At 50.6% G+C, this 17,437-nt stretch carries 18 protein-coding genes; all 18 read right to left on the bottom strand.

What is annotated here, in order from left to right:
• Window positions 1-69: 69 nt before the first annotated feature.
• Window positions 70-339: a 30S ribosomal protein S15 gene (gene rpsO, locus OIR97_RS17925; protein WP_169543569.1), complete on the bottom strand. Its 270-nt coding sequence runs from the start codon at window positions 337-339 to the stop codon at window positions 70-72.
• 16 nt (window positions 340-355) lie between these two features.
• Window positions 356-1,252: a tRNA pseudouridine(55) synthase TruB gene (gene truB, locus OIR97_RS17920; RefSeq protein ID WP_169543568.1), complete on the bottom strand. Its 897-nt coding sequence runs from the start codon at window positions 1,250-1,252 to the stop codon at window positions 356-358.
• Complete coding sequence (rbfA, locus tag OIR97_RS17915; protein WP_169543567.1) at window positions 1,252-1,635, bottom strand: 30S ribosome-binding factor RbfA; 384 nt, start codon at window positions 1,633-1,635, stop codon at window positions 1,252-1,254. The genes truB and rbfA overlap by 1 nt, the downstream gene beginning before the upstream one ends.
• A gap of 81 nt (window positions 1,636-1,716) precedes the next feature.
• Window positions 1,717-4,425 (bottom strand): translation initiation factor IF-2, encoded by a 2,709-nt coding sequence (gene infB, locus OIR97_RS17910; RefSeq protein WP_169543566.1) that lies wholly within the window; start codon window positions 4,423-4,425, stop codon window positions 1,717-1,719.
• 19 nt (window positions 4,426-4,444) lie between these two features.
• Window positions 4,445-5,104 (bottom strand): RNA-binding protein, encoded by a 660-nt coding sequence (locus OIR97_RS17905; RefSeq protein WP_246201940.1) that lies wholly within the window; start codon window positions 5,102-5,104, stop codon window positions 4,445-4,447.
• Window positions 5,052-6,614, bottom strand: a complete 1,563-nt coding sequence (nusA, locus tag OIR97_RS17900) for a transcription termination factor NusA (RefSeq protein WP_169543564.1) — start codon at window positions 6,612-6,614, stop codon at window positions 5,052-5,054. Before nusA ends, OIR97_RS17905 begins: the two co-directional genes overlap by 53 nt.
• Before the next feature lie 25 nt (window positions 6,615-6,639).
• On the bottom strand, window positions 6,640-7,131 hold the full coding sequence (gene rimP, locus OIR97_RS17895) for a ribosome maturation factor RimP (RefSeq protein ID WP_169543563.1): 492 nt from the start codon (window positions 7,129-7,131) through the stop codon (window positions 6,640-6,642).
• A gap of 186 nt (window positions 7,132-7,317) precedes the next feature.
• Window positions 7,318-8,016: a tRNA (guanine(46)-N(7))-methyltransferase TrmB gene (gene trmB / locus OIR97_RS17890; RefSeq protein ID WP_169543562.1), complete on the bottom strand. Its 699-nt coding sequence runs from the start codon at window positions 8,014-8,016 to the stop codon at window positions 7,318-7,320.
• Between the two features lie 7 nt (window positions 8,017-8,023).
• Window positions 8,024-9,193: a methionine adenosyltransferase gene (gene metK / locus OIR97_RS17885; protein ID WP_169543561.1), complete on the bottom strand. Its 1,170-nt coding sequence runs from the start codon at window positions 9,191-9,193 to the stop codon at window positions 8,024-8,026.
• Between the two features lie 133 nt (window positions 9,194-9,326).
• Entirely contained in the window at window positions 9,327-9,737 is a 411-nt protein-coding gene (locus OIR97_RS17880) for a helix-turn-helix domain-containing protein (protein WP_169543560.1), read from the bottom strand.
• Window positions 9,738-9,951: 214 nt separating this feature from the next.
• A complete protein-coding gene (gene lnt, locus OIR97_RS17875; protein ID WP_169543559.1) occupies window positions 9,952-11,511 on the bottom strand; it encodes an apolipoprotein N-acyltransferase in 1,560 nt (519 codons plus the stop codon).
• Window positions 11,508-12,425 carry a hemolysin family protein gene (locus tag OIR97_RS17870; protein WP_169543558.1) on the bottom strand — a complete coding sequence of 306 codons (918 nt, stop codon included), beginning with the start codon at window positions 12,423-12,425 and terminating at the stop codon, window positions 11,508-11,510. Before OIR97_RS17870 ends, lnt begins: the two co-directional genes overlap by 4 nt.
• A complete protein-coding gene (gene ybeY, locus OIR97_RS17865; RefSeq protein ID WP_169543557.1) occupies window positions 12,422-13,024 on the bottom strand; it encodes an rRNA maturation RNase YbeY in 603 nt (200 codons plus the stop codon). Before ybeY ends, OIR97_RS17870 begins: the two co-directional genes overlap by 4 nt.
• A 7-nt stretch (window positions 13,025-13,031) precedes the next feature.
• The gene (locus tag OIR97_RS17860; RefSeq protein ID WP_219821595.1) at window positions 13,032-14,072 is read right to left on the bottom strand and encodes a PhoH family protein; all 1,041 of its coding nucleotides are present in this window, start codon (window positions 14,070-14,072) and stop codon (window positions 13,032-13,034) included.
• A 20-nt stretch (window positions 14,073-14,092) separates the two neighbouring features.
• Window positions 14,093-15,415: a tRNA (N6-isopentenyl adenosine(37)-C2)-methylthiotransferase MiaB gene (gene miaB, locus OIR97_RS17855; RefSeq protein WP_181017845.1), complete on the bottom strand. Its 1,323-nt coding sequence runs from the start codon at window positions 15,413-15,415 to the stop codon at window positions 14,093-14,095.
• A gap of 210 nt (window positions 15,416-15,625) precedes the next feature.
• Window positions 15,626-16,408, bottom strand: a complete 783-nt coding sequence (locus OIR97_RS17850) for a lysophospholipid acyltransferase family protein (RefSeq protein ID WP_169543555.1) — start codon at window positions 16,406-16,408, stop codon at window positions 15,626-15,628.
• A 28-nt stretch (window positions 16,409-16,436) separates the two neighbouring features.
• Entirely contained in the window at window positions 16,437-16,922 is a 486-nt protein-coding gene (locus tag OIR97_RS17845; protein WP_169543554.1) for a Fur family transcriptional regulator, read from the bottom strand.
• An 80-nt stretch (window positions 16,923-17,002) separates the two neighbouring features.
• On the bottom strand, window positions 17,003-17,419 hold the full coding sequence (locus OIR97_RS17840) for a MucR family transcriptional regulator (protein WP_169543553.1): 417 nt from the start codon (window positions 17,417-17,419) through the stop codon (window positions 17,003-17,005).
• Between the last annotated feature and the right edge of the window lie 18 nt (window positions 17,420-17,437).

The following is a 17,437-nucleotide window of genomic DNA, read 5'->3' as shown; positions in this document are numbered from 1 at the left end:
CTATTGCCTAAAGCGGAACCGGCGCCGGAATTTCAGTCTTTGGCTTAAAAAAGGTGCCAAAGATACATGTTACTTACGAATACCAAGACGTTTGATGACCGTCTGGTAACGGCTTTCATCATTCTTTTTAAGATAGTCCAGCAACCGACGACGCTTGCTCACCATCTGAAGAAGACCACGGCGGGAATGCTTGTCCTTTTTGTGGCCTTTGAAATGTTCTGTCAGGTTTACGATGCGCTCTGAAAGAATGGCAATCTGTACCTCAGGGGACCCAGTGTCACCTTCTTTAGTCGCGAAATCCTTGATCAGGTCTGCTTTTTTTTCTGCAGTGATCGACATCAATATACTCCATAAGTCAAATATTAAACACACGGACAGGAAACAGGTTGTTGTCTTCAATTCGACAAATTGCAACCGGGATATTTCCCTCCATTGCGCAGACAACACCGTCTGCTTGATTTGGGATCACCACGTCATTGCCGTGCCTCACGCGATTAGCCTGAGTTTCCGAAATGGCCACCGCCGGGATGTCGTCCAGCGCGGTCGTCAAGGGAAGTAAATCCTCAAATTCCGCCGGACACTGCCACAGCTTCTCCAATTTATCCAGTGAAATCGCATCTTTATCAGAAAAAGGACCGACTCGTGTGCGGCGCAATTGCGTTAAGTGCGCAACAGTCCCCAAAGAGACCGCCATATCCCGCGCCAATGCCCGTATGTAAGTGCCTTTTCCGCAGGAAACCCGGAATATCGCATGGTCGGTATCAATGATATTTTCGAGTGACAGCGAGAGAATCGATACTTCCCGTTCCGGGATAACAACATCCTGACCATCACGCGCCAGTTTATAAGCCCGTTTACCGTCTATTTTGATCGCAGAATAGGCGGGCGGTGTCTGTCTGATGGTTCCAGTGAATTGTGGTAGAATGGCGATGATGGCGTCACGGTCCGGACGGTGTGCCGATGTGTCAACAACCTCTCCTTCAATATCGTCTGTATTGCGGCTTTCGCCCCAGCGGGCGGTAAACGTGTATTCTTTCGTTCCGTCCATCATATAGGGAGTGGTTTTTGTCGCTTCGCCCAGCGCGAGAGGAAGAACACCGGTCGCAAAAGGATCCAGCGTCCCTGCATGGCCTGCCTTCTGGGCATTGGTGACCCGCTTGACGATAGCCACCGCAGTGGCTGAACTCATATCAGCCGGTTTATCGACATTGAGCCAACCGTGTATTGGAATCCCTTTACGTCGCCGTGCCATTAGTCGTCCTGTGGCTTGTTCCGCCGGATCAGGTTTTCAATATGATCCCCGTAATCAAAAGATTCGTCTTTTTTAAACGCCAGCTTGGGGGTGAACTTCATGCTGAGCTGTCTTGCCATCTCGCTTTGAATAAAGCCGGCGGAGCGGTTTAAGCCTGCCAGAATGGTGTCTTCGTTCATGCCGCCCAACGGGATCACATAAACGGTCGCATGGCGCATGTCCGGGCTCGCCTGGACTTCTGTAACGGTGACAGAATTGCCGGCAACATCCGGATCGTGAATATTTCCTTCGGCGAGAACCTCCGCCAGAATATGGCGCAGCTGTTCGCCAACGCGAAGCTGTCGTTTGCTTGCTGTTTTGCTAGGGTGTTTTCGGGATGCCATGGGATCCTCATAAAGCAAAAAAGGCAGGGGTCTGAACCCCTGCACTCTTAATTAGACTTAGTGGCCGGTTTGAACCGGAAATCAGAGTTCGCGGGCGACTTCCACCACTTCGAAACATTCGATGAAATCACCGACTTTCAAATCATGGTAGTTTTCAAACGCCATACCACATTCCATACCGGATTTAACCTCTTTCACTTCGTCCTTGAAGCGTTTCAAGGTTGAGAGGGTTCCTTCATGGATAACAACGTTATCACGCAACAGACGAACTTTGGCACCGCGTTTCACGACGCCTTCTGTTACCATACAACCACCGATGTTACCCACTTTCGTGATGTTAAACACCTCCCGAATTTCAGCATATCCGAGGAAGTCTTCCCGCAATGTCGGTGCCAGCATTCCAGACAGCATCGCTTTAATGTCGTCGATGACATTGTAGATGACGGAATAATACTGGATATCAATGCCCTGAGCTTCTGCTTCTTCACGCGCCTGTTTATTGGCACGTGTATTGAAGGCAACGATCATGGCCTGAGAGGCTGCTGCCAGCGAAATATCGGATTCTGTAATCCCGCCCACGCCGGACAGAAGAACATTTACCTTCACTTCGTCTGTTGCCAGTTTCTCCAAGGAGGTAACAATTGCTTCGGCAGAGCCTTGAACGTCTGCTTTCACGACGATCGGAAGTTCATCCGCAGTACCTTCTTTAATCGCAGAGAACATCTGCTCGATGGTACCACGTGCCTTCGCTGTTACTTTTTTCTCTTTGGCGACCCGCTGGCGATATTCGGCAATTTCTTTTGCCTGACCTTCGGTTTCGGTTACGACAAAATCGTCACCGGCAATCGGTGATCCCTGAATACCCAGAACTTCTACTGGTACAGAAGGGCCGGCTTCTTCTACCTGCTTACCGCGATAGTCGAGAAGGGCCCGAACCTTACCATAGGCGGGACCGGATACGAAGTTGTCTCCAACCCGCAAGGTTCCTTTCTTAACCAGAACCGTTGCCACCATACCGCGACCGGTTTCGATCTTGGCTTCAACCACAGAGCCATGGGCTGAGCGGTTTGGATTTGCTTTAAGTTCCAGGATTTCAGCCTGAAGCAGCACGGCTTCCTGAAGGGCGTCAAGACCTGTGCCTTTCAGTGCAGAAACTTCAACCGTTTGAATGTCACCGCCCATTTCTTCTACGAAAACTTCGTGCTGAAGAAGTTGCTGGCGTACTTTATCCGGGTTGGCATCTGGCTTGTCACATTTATTGATCGCGACAATCATGGGTACCTGAGCGGCTTTTGCGTGCTTAATCGCCTCAATGGTTTGTGGCATGACACTATCGTCCGCGGCCACCACCAAAATCACAATGTCGGTTACCTCGGCACCGCGCATCCGCATTGCCGTAAAGGCTTCGTGGCCCGGAGTATCGAGGAACGTGATCAGATCGCCTGATGCCAGATTAACCTGGTAGGCGCCGATATGCTGCGTGATACCGCCCGCCTCACCAGAGACGATGTCAGTTTTCCGCAAGGCGTCCAGAAGCGATGTCTTACCATGGTCAACATGTCCCATAACGGCCACAACAGGTGCGCGTGGCTGCAATGTGTCAGGTGAATCCATATCATCGCCACCCAGTCCGATTTCAACGTCAGACTCGGCAATACGTTTTGGCGTATGGCCCAACTCTTCCACAACCAGTTCAGCCGTGTCGGCATCGATGGTTTGGCTCGCAGTCGCCATGATACCCAATTTCATAAGGGACTTAATCACGTCAACAGACCGCTCTGTCATCCTGTTTGCCAGTTCCTGTACGGAAATGACTTCTGGAATGGTAACTTCACGGAACACTTTTTGCGGGCTGTCCGCAGGCTGTGCCATCTGTTTTCTACGGGCGCGTTTGACGGCTGCAAGAGACCGTTGCTTAGGACCACGATCATCAAGGGCTTCCCCAATGGTCAAGCGACCAGAGCGACGACGTGGTTGCGCATCCTTGCGGGTCGCTGTTGTCGCCCGGTCGTCAGCAGCACCGCGCTTGACGGTTTTCTTCCGTCCAGCAGGGCCGGTTGTCGCTGGTTTGTCGGTGCCCGGTGCATCGTTTGTTTTAGGGCGCGCGGGCTGACCTGCGCGGTCCTGGGTTGGCTTCGCCGTACGTTGGCGCGGCTCTTCCTGTTGTGGGGCTGTTTTCTTTTTCTCGCGGTGAACGGCAGCCTGTGCTTCTTTCGTTGCATTGACTTCTTCAAGCAAGCGGCGCGCTTCTTCCTCTTCGGCCTTGCGGCGTTCTTCAGGAGAGCGTCGTTTGGAAACTTTTTCCGCTTCTTTCTGTTCTTTGCTGCTTACTTTCTCGGCAGCGGCCTGTTCTTCTGCAAGGCGCTGTTCCTGCTCTGCTCTCAGGCGGGCATTTTCAGCGTCAATTTCTTTCTGTTTAACAGCCTGTTCCCGGGCGCCCTGAAGGGCGGCAGCGCGGGCAGCCATTTCATCGCGTGTCAGAATGCTGCCATCTTTTTTACCGCGGGATTTTGATCCCTGGCCTGATCCGGCATTCTTTGAAACACTTAAGGTGCGTTTCGGGGATTTCGGCGCGGGTTGCGCAGCCGAAGGGGTTGCCACAGATTTCTGTGAGCTTGGTGCGGCGCCAGCCGGGGCACCTCGTTTCTTGCGCACTTCTACTTGCACCGTTTTAGTGCGACCTACAAGGTTCTGGTGAACCTTACCGCTGTCACCGGTGCCCTTTTTTACTTCCAGCGGTTTGTTCAGGCTAAGCGATTTGCGCCCACCCTTGTCGTTTGATTCAGTCATTCTTACTCCGACCCGGTCTTTAACCTTCATAGTTGGCATTTCTCAGACCTGCCAGCCTGGAAACTTCAACCAAAAACTTTTCTGTTGGTCCCGCTCGGACCATTGACACATGGATGGCATTTTCAAGCCCCAGTGCCTTGCTTAGTTCATCGCTGTCAAACAGCTCTACTAACGGGAGCGAACCCGCCAGTCGTCTCAATTTTTGTCTGCCGTCATCCGCACCATCTGAAGCCGCCAGCAAAATTGCCGCTTTGCCGTTCTTCAATGATGCCTCGACTTTGGCAAACCCCGTTACAACAAGCCCGCCTTTTCGCCCGAGGCCCAGAAGATCCAGACATCTTTTCGCCAAACCCGCTTCAACAATATCGCAAAGGTCGTCTGCGACAGAAACCGGTTGTTTGGCAGAACGCGCAAACAAGCCTTTTTTTCGGGCTAATTCAATATTCTCTTTTTTACTCTCAATCCATATACCGCGCCCGGGCAGTTTTTTATGGACATCGTGAACCAGTACACCGTCAGGTGAGACAACAAAGCGCAAAAGGCCGCTTGTCTTCAAAACCTGTCCAGTCGCTATACATCGCCGGACTGGTTCACTCAAGTCTTGTTGTTGACGCCTTGACGCTGATTTATGCGTCTTCCTCGTCACCGTCTTCCGCCTCCGCTGGTGTTTCTTCGTCATCAAACCAGTGAGCGCGGGCTGCCATGACAATATCATTGGCAGTATCCATATCAAGACCAAACCCTTTAAGGATTCCGTCTTCTTCACTGATCAGCTCATCGCCAGACAAATCGGCAAGATCATCGAGCTCTTTAACACCCGCTTCACCTAGAGCAACCACCATTGGTGGTGTCAGAACTTCAATCGCAACAATATCGTCGCTGACACCAAGCTCAAGACGTTTTTCTTCCATCTCAGCATGGTAGTTTTGAATATATTCCTGCGCACGGCGGATCAGCTCTTCAGCAATCTCTTCGTCGAAACCTTCGATTTCCGCAATTGAAGAAGCTTCTTCATACATGATTTCTTCGATTGTTGCGAACCCTTCTGCAGCTAACAGCTGAGCAATTGTCTCATCAACGTCCAAAGCCCGCATGAATTCGTTCGTCCGGTCTGTAAATTCAGCCTGACGGCGGTTTGATTCTTCTTCTTCTGTCAGAATATCGATGTCCCACTTGGACAACTGCGTTGCCAGTCGAACATTCTGTCCGCGCCGACCGATTGCGAGTGAAAGCTGGTCATCCGGCACAACAACCTCGATACGGCTGGCGTCCTCATCCAGAACCACCTTGGCCACTTCAGCCGGGGCCAAGGCGTTCACAATAAAGCTGGCTTGGTCTGGTGACCATTGAATGATATCGATTTTTTCGCCTTGCAGTTCGTTTACAACAGCCTGTACGCGGGAGCCCCGCATACCCACACAAGCGCCGACAGGGTCAATGCTTGGGTCGCTGGAGATAACCGCAATTTTCGCCCGGCTGCCCGGATCCCGTGCAACGGCCTTGATTTCGATAATACCATCATAAATTTCAGGGACTTCCTGACCAAATAGTTTGGCCATGAAATCCGGGTGGGTCCGCGATAGAAAAATCTGCGGTCCGCGCTGTTCGCGCCGAACATCAAAAATGTAGGCCCGGATGCGATCACCCTGACGGAAGCTTTCCCGTGGAAGCAGGTTGTCGCGCCTGACAACGGCATCGGCTTTACCAAGGTCAACCGTTACATTGCCAAACTCAACCCGCTTCACGATGCCGTTGATGACATCCCCGATACGGTCTTTATATTCGATATACTGGCGCTCACGCTCAGCTTCCCGAACTTTCTGAACAATAACCTGCTTCGCAGTCTGAGCCGCGATCCGGCCAAAATCAATGGGCGGTAATGGTTCAGAAAGGAGGGTGCCGATTTCAGCATCTTCTGCCACATCACGAGCTTGCTCCAATGTCATTTGGGCCGCTTCGTTCTCGACTTCCTCGACAACTTCGATCACGCGGGCAAGGCGAATTTCGCCGGTGCCCCGATCAATGTTAGCCCGAATATCATTTTCGTGACCATATTTTGCCCGGGCTGCTTTCTGGATCGCTTCTTCCATTGCTTCCAGAACAATATCCCGGTCAATCAGTTTTTCTCGGGCAACCGTATCAGCGACCTGTAGTAATTCCAGTCGATTTAAACTCGCGGCTGATTCCATGACTCTCTATCCGTCCAATATCTGATCAGGACCTGTTGCCGTCTTGACTAGCGGCAATCAGCTCATCTGTTAATACCAGCTTTGCTTTTCGCAACTCAGCGAAAGGCAGCAATATTTTTTCTCCAGCGTCATTCAGAAGAACAATTTCTTCATCCTGTAGACCAAGTAATTTACCACGGTATCTGCGCTGGCCATCTACCGCTTCGTCCAATTCCACTTTCGCTTCGAATCCGGACCACCTGTCAAAATCCTTAAGGCGTGTCAGCGGGCGATCGATACCCGGTGAAGAAACCTCAAGTTCGTAGGCTTCGCTGATTGGGTCTTCCACATCCAGTAAGGCAGAAACTGTTCTGCTTACTTCTTCGCAGCCTTCAATTGTCATTGTACCATCTTCACGTTCGGCCATGATCTGCAAAATCTGCCGATCGCCTCCTGTAAAGGTCACTCTGACAAGCTCATACCCCAAGTCTGATAAAGACGGTGTAATCAGCTCTGCAATCTTAGCGGTTGGATCCAATCAATCCTCTTTCCGGCCTTTTTTCCGGTACGAAACCAAAAGCAAAAGGCCCATAAACAAAAACAGTGGACCATCGGCCCACTGTCCAGAAGCTCATCCGGACGGTGAGCGAACAGTAATAATTTCCTGTATAATAGTCCGAATGCCGCCAATGCCAAGCCTTTTCTTGCTTGGAGAAGATCAAATTTAGCGGGGCCGCCGGATGAAACGGTAGTAAACAGATTGACGTCCTTCGCGCAACGCTTTTGCTTCATACCGGGTTTGAGGCCAGTCATCGCCGCGAATGCGCCAATCTTTTGGCGACTCAGCGATCCAGACAAAGTCCTCAGATTGTAACATATGCCACAAAATCCAGGCTCCGTAATTGGTGTGATCTGTACCAATCCTCAGTTCTGCATTGTCTTCCAGAACCCGCGCGAGGGCTGCGATATTCTTTTCTGAAACGAATCGCCGCTTGTGATGAGACGATTTTGGCCATGGATCGGCGAATAACAGAAAGCCCTTATTGATTGACGCTTCGGGGAGCTTTTCCATTAATAATTCGGCGGCTTCGTTATGAATTCGTACATTGTTACACCCTTTTTCCTCAAGTTTGAGGATCAGGGCGGCGACACCATTGATGAAGGGTTCGCAGCCAATAATTCCCACATCCGGGTGATGGTCTGCCTGCCACGCCAGATGTTCGCCGGCGCCAAAACCGATTTCCAGCCAGGTGGTTTCAAAATTGCCGCCGAACAGTGCGTTCAGGTCAATCGTTTCCGCCTCCAGCGGAACCTGTAGGGTCGGAAAGATATCATCGATGGCATGCCGTTGGCCTTTGCGCAGGGTTTTCCCCCTGCGCCGCCCATACAGAATACGCTTTCTGTCCGGTCTTTCGTCGGCCATTAATGGATTATCCGAACGCTGATTTCAGGCTATCGACAAGATCCAGTCTCTCCCAAGAGAAACCGCCATCGTCTTCTGCGTCCCGTCCAAAGTGACCATAGGCCGCTGTTCTGGCATAGACAGGTTTGTTCAGGTTCAAATGTTCCCGAATCCCGCGAGGGCTCAGATCCATTACGTCCATCAGAACTTCAGAGAGACGGCTTTCGTCCACCTGACCTGTGCCATACAGATCAACATACAAAGACAATGGTTTGGAAACACCAATGGCATAAGAAACCTGAATGCAGCATTTATCTGCAAGCCCGGCGGCAACAACATTCTTTGCCAGATATCGGGAGGCATAGGCTGCTGAGCGGTCCACCTTGGTCGGATCTTTGCCGGAAAAGGCGCCGCCACCGTGTGGGGCTGCCCCGCCGTAGGTGTCTACGATGATTTTACGTCCGGTCAGGCCGGCATCCCCGTCCGGGCCGCCAATGACGAATTTACCGGTTGGGTTGACATAAAACTCTTCTTCCGGGCACATCCAGCCATCTGGCATGACATCGGTTACATATTTGCGCACAATCTCACGGACTTCGTCTGTTTCGACATCGTCTGTATGCTGTGTGGAAACCACTATGGATGACGCGCGGACAGGCCGACCATTTTCATATACCAGCGTGACCTGACTTTTCGAATCCGGGCCGAGTGCTTTTTCCTGTCCGGAATGGCGTGCTGCCGCCAGCGATTTCAGGATTTCATGTGAATAATAAATCGGGGCTGGCATCAGCACGTCTGTTTCGTTGACGGCAAAGCCAAACATGATGCCCTGATCACCCGCACCTTCATCCTTATTGCCAGTGGCATCGACGCCCTGGGCAATATCTACGGATTGCTCATGCAGGAAAATATCGACTGCAGCATTTTCCCAATGGAAACCGTCCTGCTCATAGCCAATATCCCGAACGGCCGAACGGGCAGCCTCTTCGATCAGGTCTTTGGTGATTGTGTCCGGACCGCGTACTTCGCCGGCAAGGACGATGCGGTTCGTTGTGGTAAGGGTCTCACATGCAACACGTGCATAAGGGTCTTGAGACAAATAAAGGTCCACGATTGTATCAGAGATACGATCACAGACTTTGTCTGGATGACCTTCAGAAACAGATTCGCTTGTAAAGAGATAGTTGGATTGTCGCACGGATAAACCTCGGCTTTCATATCAGGGATTGCTGCTAGCGCTCTGGCTACGCAAATTGATCACAATGACCGGCAATGTAACGTGCTTACCGTCAGGGTCAAGCCTAGAATATCATGGATGTGCGTTGCCGCTGCTACAGATCATCCAAATCGATATTCTGACCGCCCACAGCTTTAATAAGATCGAATACCCGTTTTCGAACGTCTTCATCCGGTATTTTATAATAGGCACGCACCAGTTCAAGGGTTTCACGTTTTGACAGATGCTGGTGTTCGAAGGCGGTTTCTTCCTCCTGCAGGGTGGAAAATGACGACGCATTTTCCTGCGGCATATCGTCAAAGAAGAAAGCAGGGGGGGCATCCAGAATCTGACTGATTTCATACAGGCGACTGGATCCGATCCGGTTCGCGCCTTTTTCGTATTTTTGTATCTGCTGAAAAGTGAGGCCCAATTCACGGCCCAGTTTTTCCTGACTGATCCCCAAAAGGGTTCTGCGCAGTCTAACGCGACTTCCAACATGTACGTCCACTGGATGATGTGGCATGTATATTCCCCTAAATTTGGATGGGTTTATATCGTCAAACACATTTCAGCATTTTTCCGGCACCGACAGAAGAACACCTGATAAGAAGGATGGAATACACTATATCGGTGTAAAAATATACTGAATATTTGGTTTTCGGTCGCCTGTATCGCTTGTTTCCCCGACTGAAAGTACGCTTCTTTCGTGCATTTCACGGCCCTTACGGACGGGTTGTTTATTCTGATGACAGGCGTCTTTGCCAGAATAATCCAACGATCAGAAACAAGCATAACAAGGAGGCCGGCAGGATTTCCCCGGCACGTTTATAAAGGGGAATACTGGCCAGCGGTGCCGGTATGTTGCCATCCAGAAAGCCCGGTTCATTCAAAGGCAGGCTTTGCAGAACCCGCCCGTATCCGTCAATAACCGCAGAAATACCCGTATTCGCCGCGCGAATAACGGACATGCCCTGTTCAATGGCCCTGGTTTTGGTCATAATCAAATGTTGATACGGACCGGATGTGTCTCCAAACCAGCCATCATTGGTCGCATTTAAAATCCAGGAAAAGTCGTCTGCCCCGGATACCTCCCAGGGGAACGCCACTTCATAACAGATCAAAACCCGTGCAGGGGGAAGTCCGGGCAGGGTGACGGTCTGGGATCCTGATGCGCCGGCGGAAAAGTCTGACATCGTATCAAGGACAGGAATAACGCGCGAAAGTCCGCTTTCGATCAGCAATGTCCGAAAGGGAAGATATTCGCCGTAAGGGACCAGATGCTGCTTGTCATAGATCCCGGTTACGCCCTGACCCGGTTGTAGAACCTGTACGCTATTCCAATATTGTCTTTTTTCAGGATCCTTCCGCGGTGCCCCGGTTGTTAAAGACCCTCCTTCGGGGATAACCCGGTCCAGATAGGATTGGATAGGTTGATCGGTTGTCAGAAAAAACGGAACGGCAGTTTCCGGCCAAATCAAGTGCCGAATCTGTCCTTTTGCAGGCAGTTTACTCAGATCCGCCAGCTTCTTGACGTGTCCGCCTTTCAGTTTTGGCACCCATTTGTCTGCCTGCCGGATATTAGGCTGAACAATCCGAAAGGCGCTATTGGTCAAAGGCGCCGGAGTTTCCGCGCCAAGACGCCAATATCCAGTCAGGATCATGATCCCGAGCAGCCCCGACATGAAAAGCATGGCCCGGTTTTTGGATTTTTGTGGCAGGTCGCGATCTGTCAGCACAACAGGAATGCTGCTGATTAAAACGGTCAGGAGGCCAAGCCCAAAGATACCGATATAGGCTGACCATTGCAGCATCGGTAGAATATTGCCCCAGCTATACCCTGTCAGGTTCCAGGGAAATCCAGTGAAAATTGTTCCACGGACATATTCACTCAATATCCAAAGGCTGCTGAAGGCGAGGATTTTGGGGCCGGTTCGCCATTTTAGTAAATAGGTGCCAAGGGTCGCCAGACCCGGAAAGACGGCTAAAAAGGCGGGGAGAGCCAAGACTGGCAACGGAATTAAGGCCGCATGGGCGTTTGCATCGATTGTGAACGCAACGCCGATCCAATAGAAACCTGCAATAAATTGACCCCAGCCAAACCACCAACCAACAAAAAACGCCTGTTTTTTTGTTCGCGCAAATCCCAGAAAGAAAAGAATTGCTGAAAAGCAGACCGGTAGCAGAAAAACAAGATGCAGCGGCGCGAACGTCGTTGCAAATAACAGTCCCAGTAAGAAAGAGAGAGCGGCGATTTTCCAAAAGGCTAATTTTTCAAATCGCGAAAGCAGGTTGGTCATTCGTCTTCCTGAAGGCTCTCAGGGTCTCGGCGAACCCGAATTCGTTTCACTTTTCGCGGGTCTGCGTCAATGATTTCAAAATTAAGGCCACTGATGTGGGGGATTATTTCGCCGCGGGTTGGGATATGTCCGGCAAGCTGGAAGACCAGTCCGCCGACCGTATCGACATCCTCGTCTTCTTCTTCTGGCAGCAGATCCAGACCCAAAAGATCTTCCAGTTCTGTTATTGCCGCCCGGGCATCCGCTTCGATGGTGCCATTTCCGGAGACAAAGATTAGCGGGCCTTCCTGTTCATCATGTTCGTCTTCAATATCGCCGACGATTTCTTCCACCAGGTCTTCAATGGTGACAAGCCCGTCAATACCGCCATATTCATCCACAACATTGGCCATGTGGATATGCGTGGCACGCATTTTGAGCAAAAGGTCCTGAACCGTCATGGACGGCGGGACAAAAAGGATTTCTCGGGTAAAATTTTGCCAGTTGGTATGTTCGGTTTGGCCCCAGAAATTGATCAGGTCTTTGATGTGGAACATGCCCACAACATTATCCAGGTTTTCTTTATAAACGGGCAAGCGGGAATGGCTGGTATCACTAAACCGGGCAACAACCTGTTCAAGGGAAAGGCTATTGTCGATCGCTTCAATATCGGCCCGTGGGATCATGACATCGCTGACATTCAGTGCCCCGATTGACAGAATATTTGTCAGCATGGCTTTTTCAGTCGCGTTTATCGCCTGCTCGGGATCGTTATGTTCTTCTATGAGTTCTTCAAGTGTGGATCTGACACTTCCATCTGTTTGGGGGGACAGACGGAAAATGTTGAATAACCTGGAAAAGAACCCTTGTTTTTCAGGGAGGGTCTCGTCTTCAATCTGTTCAGGGACAGGGGCGTCAGTTTGTTGTGTATTCATTTCTGTTCAGGTGTCTCCATCCTGAAAGTATCGTTTGGTTTATAAGGATTGTCGATATTCATTTTTTGCAGGATTTCAATTTCCAGCTGTTCCATAACATCGGCTTCGTCATCCTCTTCATGATCATAACCCAGCAAGTGTAGCATACCATGTGTAATCAAATGACTAAGATGTTGATCCAGTGTTTTTTTCTGATCTATCGCTTCCTGACGGATGGTTTCTTCTGCAAGAACAATATCGCCCAGAATAAGCGGTTCGGAAAATCGGGCGGCTGAAAGCAGGTTATCCTGTGTCAAGGTAGTATCGGGGAAAGACAGAACATTTGTTGGCGCGTCCTTGCCCCGGAAATCCCGATTTAAAATCTGAATTTCTGCGTCACTGGTATAGCGAAAACTGATTTCTATACAGGGTGAGAAGTCATCCAGATCCAGATCCAGTCCGGGCACAATATGAAGGAGCGACTGCACGCAACACAGACGGGTTCGCGACTGAACCAGTTCAGCATCCGATGCCCAACAGTCTTCTTCCATGGAAACAGCACTTTCACAGGCAAAGCCCATGTCGGCCAATGCTGCCTCTGCTTGTTCAATATGTGTCACGTGTGTCTCAATCAGGCCGTTTCAAATTCAATTTTTTCTCACGTTCATGCTCGCCATAGGCCCGCACAATCCGGGTGACCAGTGGGTGCCGGACCACATCAGATTCGCCAAAATTAATGAAATCAACGCCTTTGACCCCATCCAGAATTTTCACCGCTTCCTGTAATCCGGAACGCACACCAAGGGGCAGGTCAACCTGCGACAGGTCACCGGTCACGGCCATGCGCGAATTTTCACCCATCCGGGTCAGCAGCATTTTCATCTGTACGGGTGTGGTATTCTGGGCTTCGTCCAGAATGATGGCGGCGTTTGACAGGGTTCGGCCGCGCATGAACGCCAGCGCTGCTACTTCAATTTCGCCATTTTCCAGCCGCTTGACTACTTCTTCGGCGGGCAGCATGTCATAGAGAGCGTCATATAGCGGGCGCAGGTAGGGATCAATCTTATCGCGCATATCGCCGGGCAAAAATCCGAGTTTTTCACCGGCTTCCACAGCCGGGCGCGCCAGAATAATCCGGTCTACCTGATTTTCGATCAGCATGGCGACCGCATTGGCGACCGCCAGATATGTTTTGCCTGTGCCAGCGGGACCCAAACCAAAGACCAGTTCGTGCTTGCGCAGGGAACTGACATAATAAGACTGATTGGTCGAACGTGGTGTAATCCGCCTGCGTTTTGTGACAATCATTGCCCCGGTTGAGGCGACAGAGCCCCGGCTTCCATCTGACGCGGGAAGGTCACGGGCCATTCGAATGGCCGCATCCACTTCGCCTTCCGTTACTTCCAGATCTTTTTCAAGCCGGGCATACAAGTCCTGTAGAACTTTTTTGGTAATGGTCCGGCTTTCTTTGGGGCCTGAAATCGCCATTTTATTGCCGCGCGGTGCCACAGAAACATCCATTTCCTGTTCAATGCGAGCCAAATAACGATCATGCTCTCCAACCAATTGAGCGACGAGGTGGTTGTCATCAAACTCGATGATCGTCACCTTGTCATTGGCAGACTTTTTATTGGTTTTTGTTGTCGCGTCCGAGGGTTGTTGTGGCACTTTCTCTCCTGATGCCCGAATTACGCGGCGCTTGCCGTTGATCCGGTTTTGAGTTTGCCCCGAAGGGAGTTGGCATTGCCTTCTTCGACAACAACCGTTGCAATACGTCCGATCCGATGGGGAGGGGATTGGACAAACACTGACTGCATATACGGGCTTCTTCCAATAAGCTGCCCTTCTTTTTTGCCTTCACGTTCCAATAAAACGTCGATTTCTTTTCCTTCAAACGTGCGGTTGAAGGAAAGCTGTTGTTCGTTTAACAAAGCCTGAAGGCGCGCCAGGCGTTCAGATTTTACCTCTTCGGGTATCATCTGTCCCTCAAGGGCCGCAGCCGGAGTTCCGGGCCGGGGGCTGTATTTGAAACTGTAGGCTTGCGCGTAATTTACATCCCGCACCAATTGCATGGTGTCTTCGAATTCAGCGTCGGTTTCACCAGGAAAACCGACAATAAAATCCCCGGACAGGGCAAGATCAGGACGATAATTCCGCAGCTTTTCGATAATGGTTCTGTATTGAGCGCCGGTATGCCGGCGGTTCATTGCTTCCAGAATCCGGTCTGCTCCTGCTTGAACAGGCAAATGAAGATACGGCATCAGGATGTCAACATCCCGGTGGGTTTTGCACAGGTCTTCCGTCATTTCCAGTGGGTGGGACGTCGTATAACGGAGGCGTTGCAACCCATCGATTTCGGCCAGTTCCTCAATAAGTTCAGCCAGAGAATAGGCGCGACCGTTCGGGCCTTCGCCATGATAGGCGTTTACATTCTGTCCCAGCAGTGTGATTTCCCGGGTACCTCCGGCAATCATTCGTTTCGCTTCTGCAACGATACTGGCGACCGGACGCGAGAATTCAGCGCCACGCGTATAGGGGACGACACAGAAGGCACAGAATTTATCGCAGCCTTCCTGAACCGTGAGAAAGGCACTAAGATTTGTGTCAATGGCTTCGTCGGGCAGATAGTCAAACTTAGGTTCGATCGGGAAGTCCGTATCCAGAATCTGACCGGCGCCGCGGGTCGCTTCGGCCATCATTTCCGGCAGCTTGTGATAGGATTGAGGGCCAAAGACCATATCGACATAAGGTGCGCGTTTCATGATTTCGGCGCCTTCAGCTTGCGCAACGCAACCGGCGACGGCGATGATCATGCCGCCCTGATCCTTCTCTTCCTTGGCTTTGCGCATATTGCGCAATCGGCCCAGCTCTGAAAAAGTTTTTTCAGAAGCCTTTTCCCGAATATGGCACGTATTCAAAATTGCCATATCGGCGCCGTTCGGCTGGTTTGTCAGAGAATATCCCAAAGGGGAAAGAATGTCGGCCATACGTGCAGAATCGTATACGTTCATCTGGCAGCCGTATGTTGAGATATAAAGTTTTTTGGTCACTGGTCCTCGCTGACCATTGTCGTCGTAAAAATACTGTTAGACACTGGCACTACTCATAATATGTCTTTATGTATCTTTGTCTTATCAGGAAACAATAGATTAATGAAGAAGTAGATAAGCAAAGTCCAGTCGAATACAATTCCAGGTACCGAAAAAAGACATATTATACTACTAAAACTCGGGTCTGCCTGTCATTGCGCGGGATAAACCGTGAGCAATGACCCGTTGGCAGTCGGCGGCCATGTCTTTTCGGGAATCATACTGATCGATCGTTACCGGTTTATGAAAGCGAAGTTCGGCTGTTATTTTGCCGGATTTCAAGAAATCCCAAACATGCGATAACAGATTTTCATCCCCCACCCAGGCAACAATACCCATGGTCCCGCGGGTCATCATCAGATTATCCATCATGCTATAGGCCAGGGTTACGGGCTGAACCGTCAGGGGGGCGTCCCCAGCGTGACTTTCGGCCAACGCAAAATAGGCACTTTTGAAATTTTGGATAACAATACCGTTGGAAGAGGTGCCTTCGGGAAACAGGAATATATTATCACCCTGTTCCAGATGCTCCTGCATGTCGTCTTTATGGGTTTTTACGGAGGGGCGGGATCTTGAGATGAAGATGGTTTGTTGCAGCCGGGACAAGCGGCCAATAAACGGATATTTGGCAACTTCCTGCTTGGCGACAAAACTGCCTTTGATGGCCTTGCCAACGACAGGGATATCCAGCCATGAAATGTGGTTGATGACAAAAAGGGTCGGCTTGTTCTGCGCCGGCGTGCCATGGATTTCCACCTGAACTCGTAACAGACGGCAAAGACCACGATGAAAAATTTGTGGCAGGGTATAGCGGTGTTTCGGCATCGCCATCAGAACAATGAATTGTGGCAGGACCAAAATGCCAGCCCATAAAAGAACGGCGGCGATAACGAAAAGAGAACGGATAAATGTCATGGCGGTTCAGGCAACAAACTGTTGTTGCCTATTTGTCCTTCTTTTGCAAAGAAGTCTGGTTGATGTTGACAACAGATTCTTCCGGTGTAGCCGTTGAGACTGCATTGTCATCCAGCGGTTCTCCGTACAGTTCGAGACGGTGGTCAATCAACCGAAAGCCCAGTTCCTTTGCGATCAAGGTTTGCAGTTCTTCGATCTTTTCACTGGTAAATTCGATAACCTGGCCTGTTTTTACATTGATCAGGTGATCGTGGTGCTGGTCTGATACTTCTTCATAACGGGCGCGGCCATCACCGAAATCATGCCGTTCAAGAATACCATTTTCTTCAAACATCCGAACGGTTCTATAGACAGTCGAAATGCTGATTGTATCATCAACATCCGAGGCCCGTTTATAAACCAGTTCCACGTCAGGATGGTCCTGGGACTCTGACAACACACGGGCAATCACCCGGCGCTGCTCTGTCATTCGCAGACCTTTGTCCACACACAGTTGTTCCAATCGCGATGGCATACGTGCCCTCTATCTACCTGAATATCTAAGATGTTCGGCCAGTCTATACGATTAGGTATAAGCGGGCCAGAAAAGAAATGCTATTTGGCGGCAGCTTTTTTGCGGCGCGTACCCAGCCCGATTTTCTTGGCAAGGTTCCGACGCTGATTGGCATAATTGGGCGCAACCATTGGATAGTCTGATGGCAGGCCCCAGCGTTGGCGATACTCTTCTGGGGTCATGTTGTACGCCGTTTTCAGATGACGCTTCAGCATTTTCAGCTTTTTACCGTCTTCGAGGCATACAATGTAATCAGGCTGTATAGATTTGCGGATGGAAATGGCAGGCTGAGGTCTGTCGCTGATAGGCTCGGACGTTCCAACATTGGCAAGCGTGGAATATACTTCCCGAATAAGACTCGAAATTTCAGCTGTTTCCAGCGTATTTCTGGACAGATGAGAGGTCACGATGTCTGTGGTCAGAGCAAGGAGCTCCATTTTCTCGATTTTCTCAGACACTTTTTCAATTCCTCCATT

Source organism: Sneathiella aquimaris, assembly GCF_026409565.1.
In the GTDB taxonomy this organism is placed as follows: Bacteria; Pseudomonadota; Alphaproteobacteria; order Sneathiellales; family Sneathiellaceae; genus Sneathiella; species Sneathiella aquimaris.
This window is presented reverse-complemented; position numbering and strand designations above follow the sequence as displayed.

Excerpts from the sequence above, each read along its gene's own strand:
- rpsO (WP_169543569.1), bottom strand. The coding sequence starts at position 339 with ATGTCGATCACTGCAGAAAAAAAAGCAGACCTGATCAAGGATTTCGCG.
- truB (WP_169543568.1), bottom strand. The coding sequence starts at position 1,252 with ATGGCACGGCGACGTAAAGGGATTCCAATACACGGTTGGCTCAATGTC.
- rbfA (WP_169543567.1), bottom strand. The coding sequence starts at position 1,635 with ATGGCATCCCGAAAACACCCTAGCAAAACAGCAAGCAAACGACAGCTT.
- infB (WP_169543566.1), bottom strand. The coding sequence starts at position 4,425 with ATGACTGAATCAAACGACAAGGGTGGGCGCAAATCGCTTAGCCTGAAC.
- OIR97_RS17905 (WP_246201940.1), bottom strand. The coding sequence starts at position 5,104 with ATGACGAAGAAACACCAGCGGAGGCGGAAGACGGTGACGAGGAAGACG.
- nusA (WP_169543564.1), bottom strand. The coding sequence starts at position 6,614 with ATGGAATCAGCCGCGAGTTTAAATCGACTGGAATTACTACAGGTCGCT.
- trmB (WP_169543562.1), bottom strand. The coding sequence starts at position 8,016 with ATGGCCGACGAAAGACCGGACAGAAAGCGTATTCTGTATGGGCGGCGC.
- OIR97_RS17880 (WP_169543560.1), bottom strand. The coding sequence starts at position 9,737 with ATGCCACATCATCCAGTGGACGTACATGTTGGAAGTCGCGTTAGACTG.
- lnt (WP_169543559.1), bottom strand. The coding sequence starts at position 11,511 with ATGACCAACCTGCTTTCGCGATTTGAAAAATTAGCCTTTTGGAAAATC.
- OIR97_RS17870 (WP_169543558.1), bottom strand. The coding sequence starts at position 12,425 with ATGAATACACAACAAACTGACGCCCCTGTCCCTGAACAGATTGAAGAC.
- miaB (WP_181017845.1), bottom strand. The coding sequence starts at position 15,415 with ATGAACGTATACGATTCTGCACGTATGGCCGACATTCTTTCCCCTTTG.
- OIR97_RS17850 (WP_169543555.1), bottom strand. The coding sequence starts at position 16,408 with ATGACATTTATCCGTTCTCTTTTCGTTATCGCCGCCGTTCTTTTATGG.
- OIR97_RS17845 (WP_169543554.1), bottom strand. The coding sequence starts at position 16,922 with ATGCCATCGCGATTGGAACAACTGTGTGTGGACAAAGGTCTGCGAATG.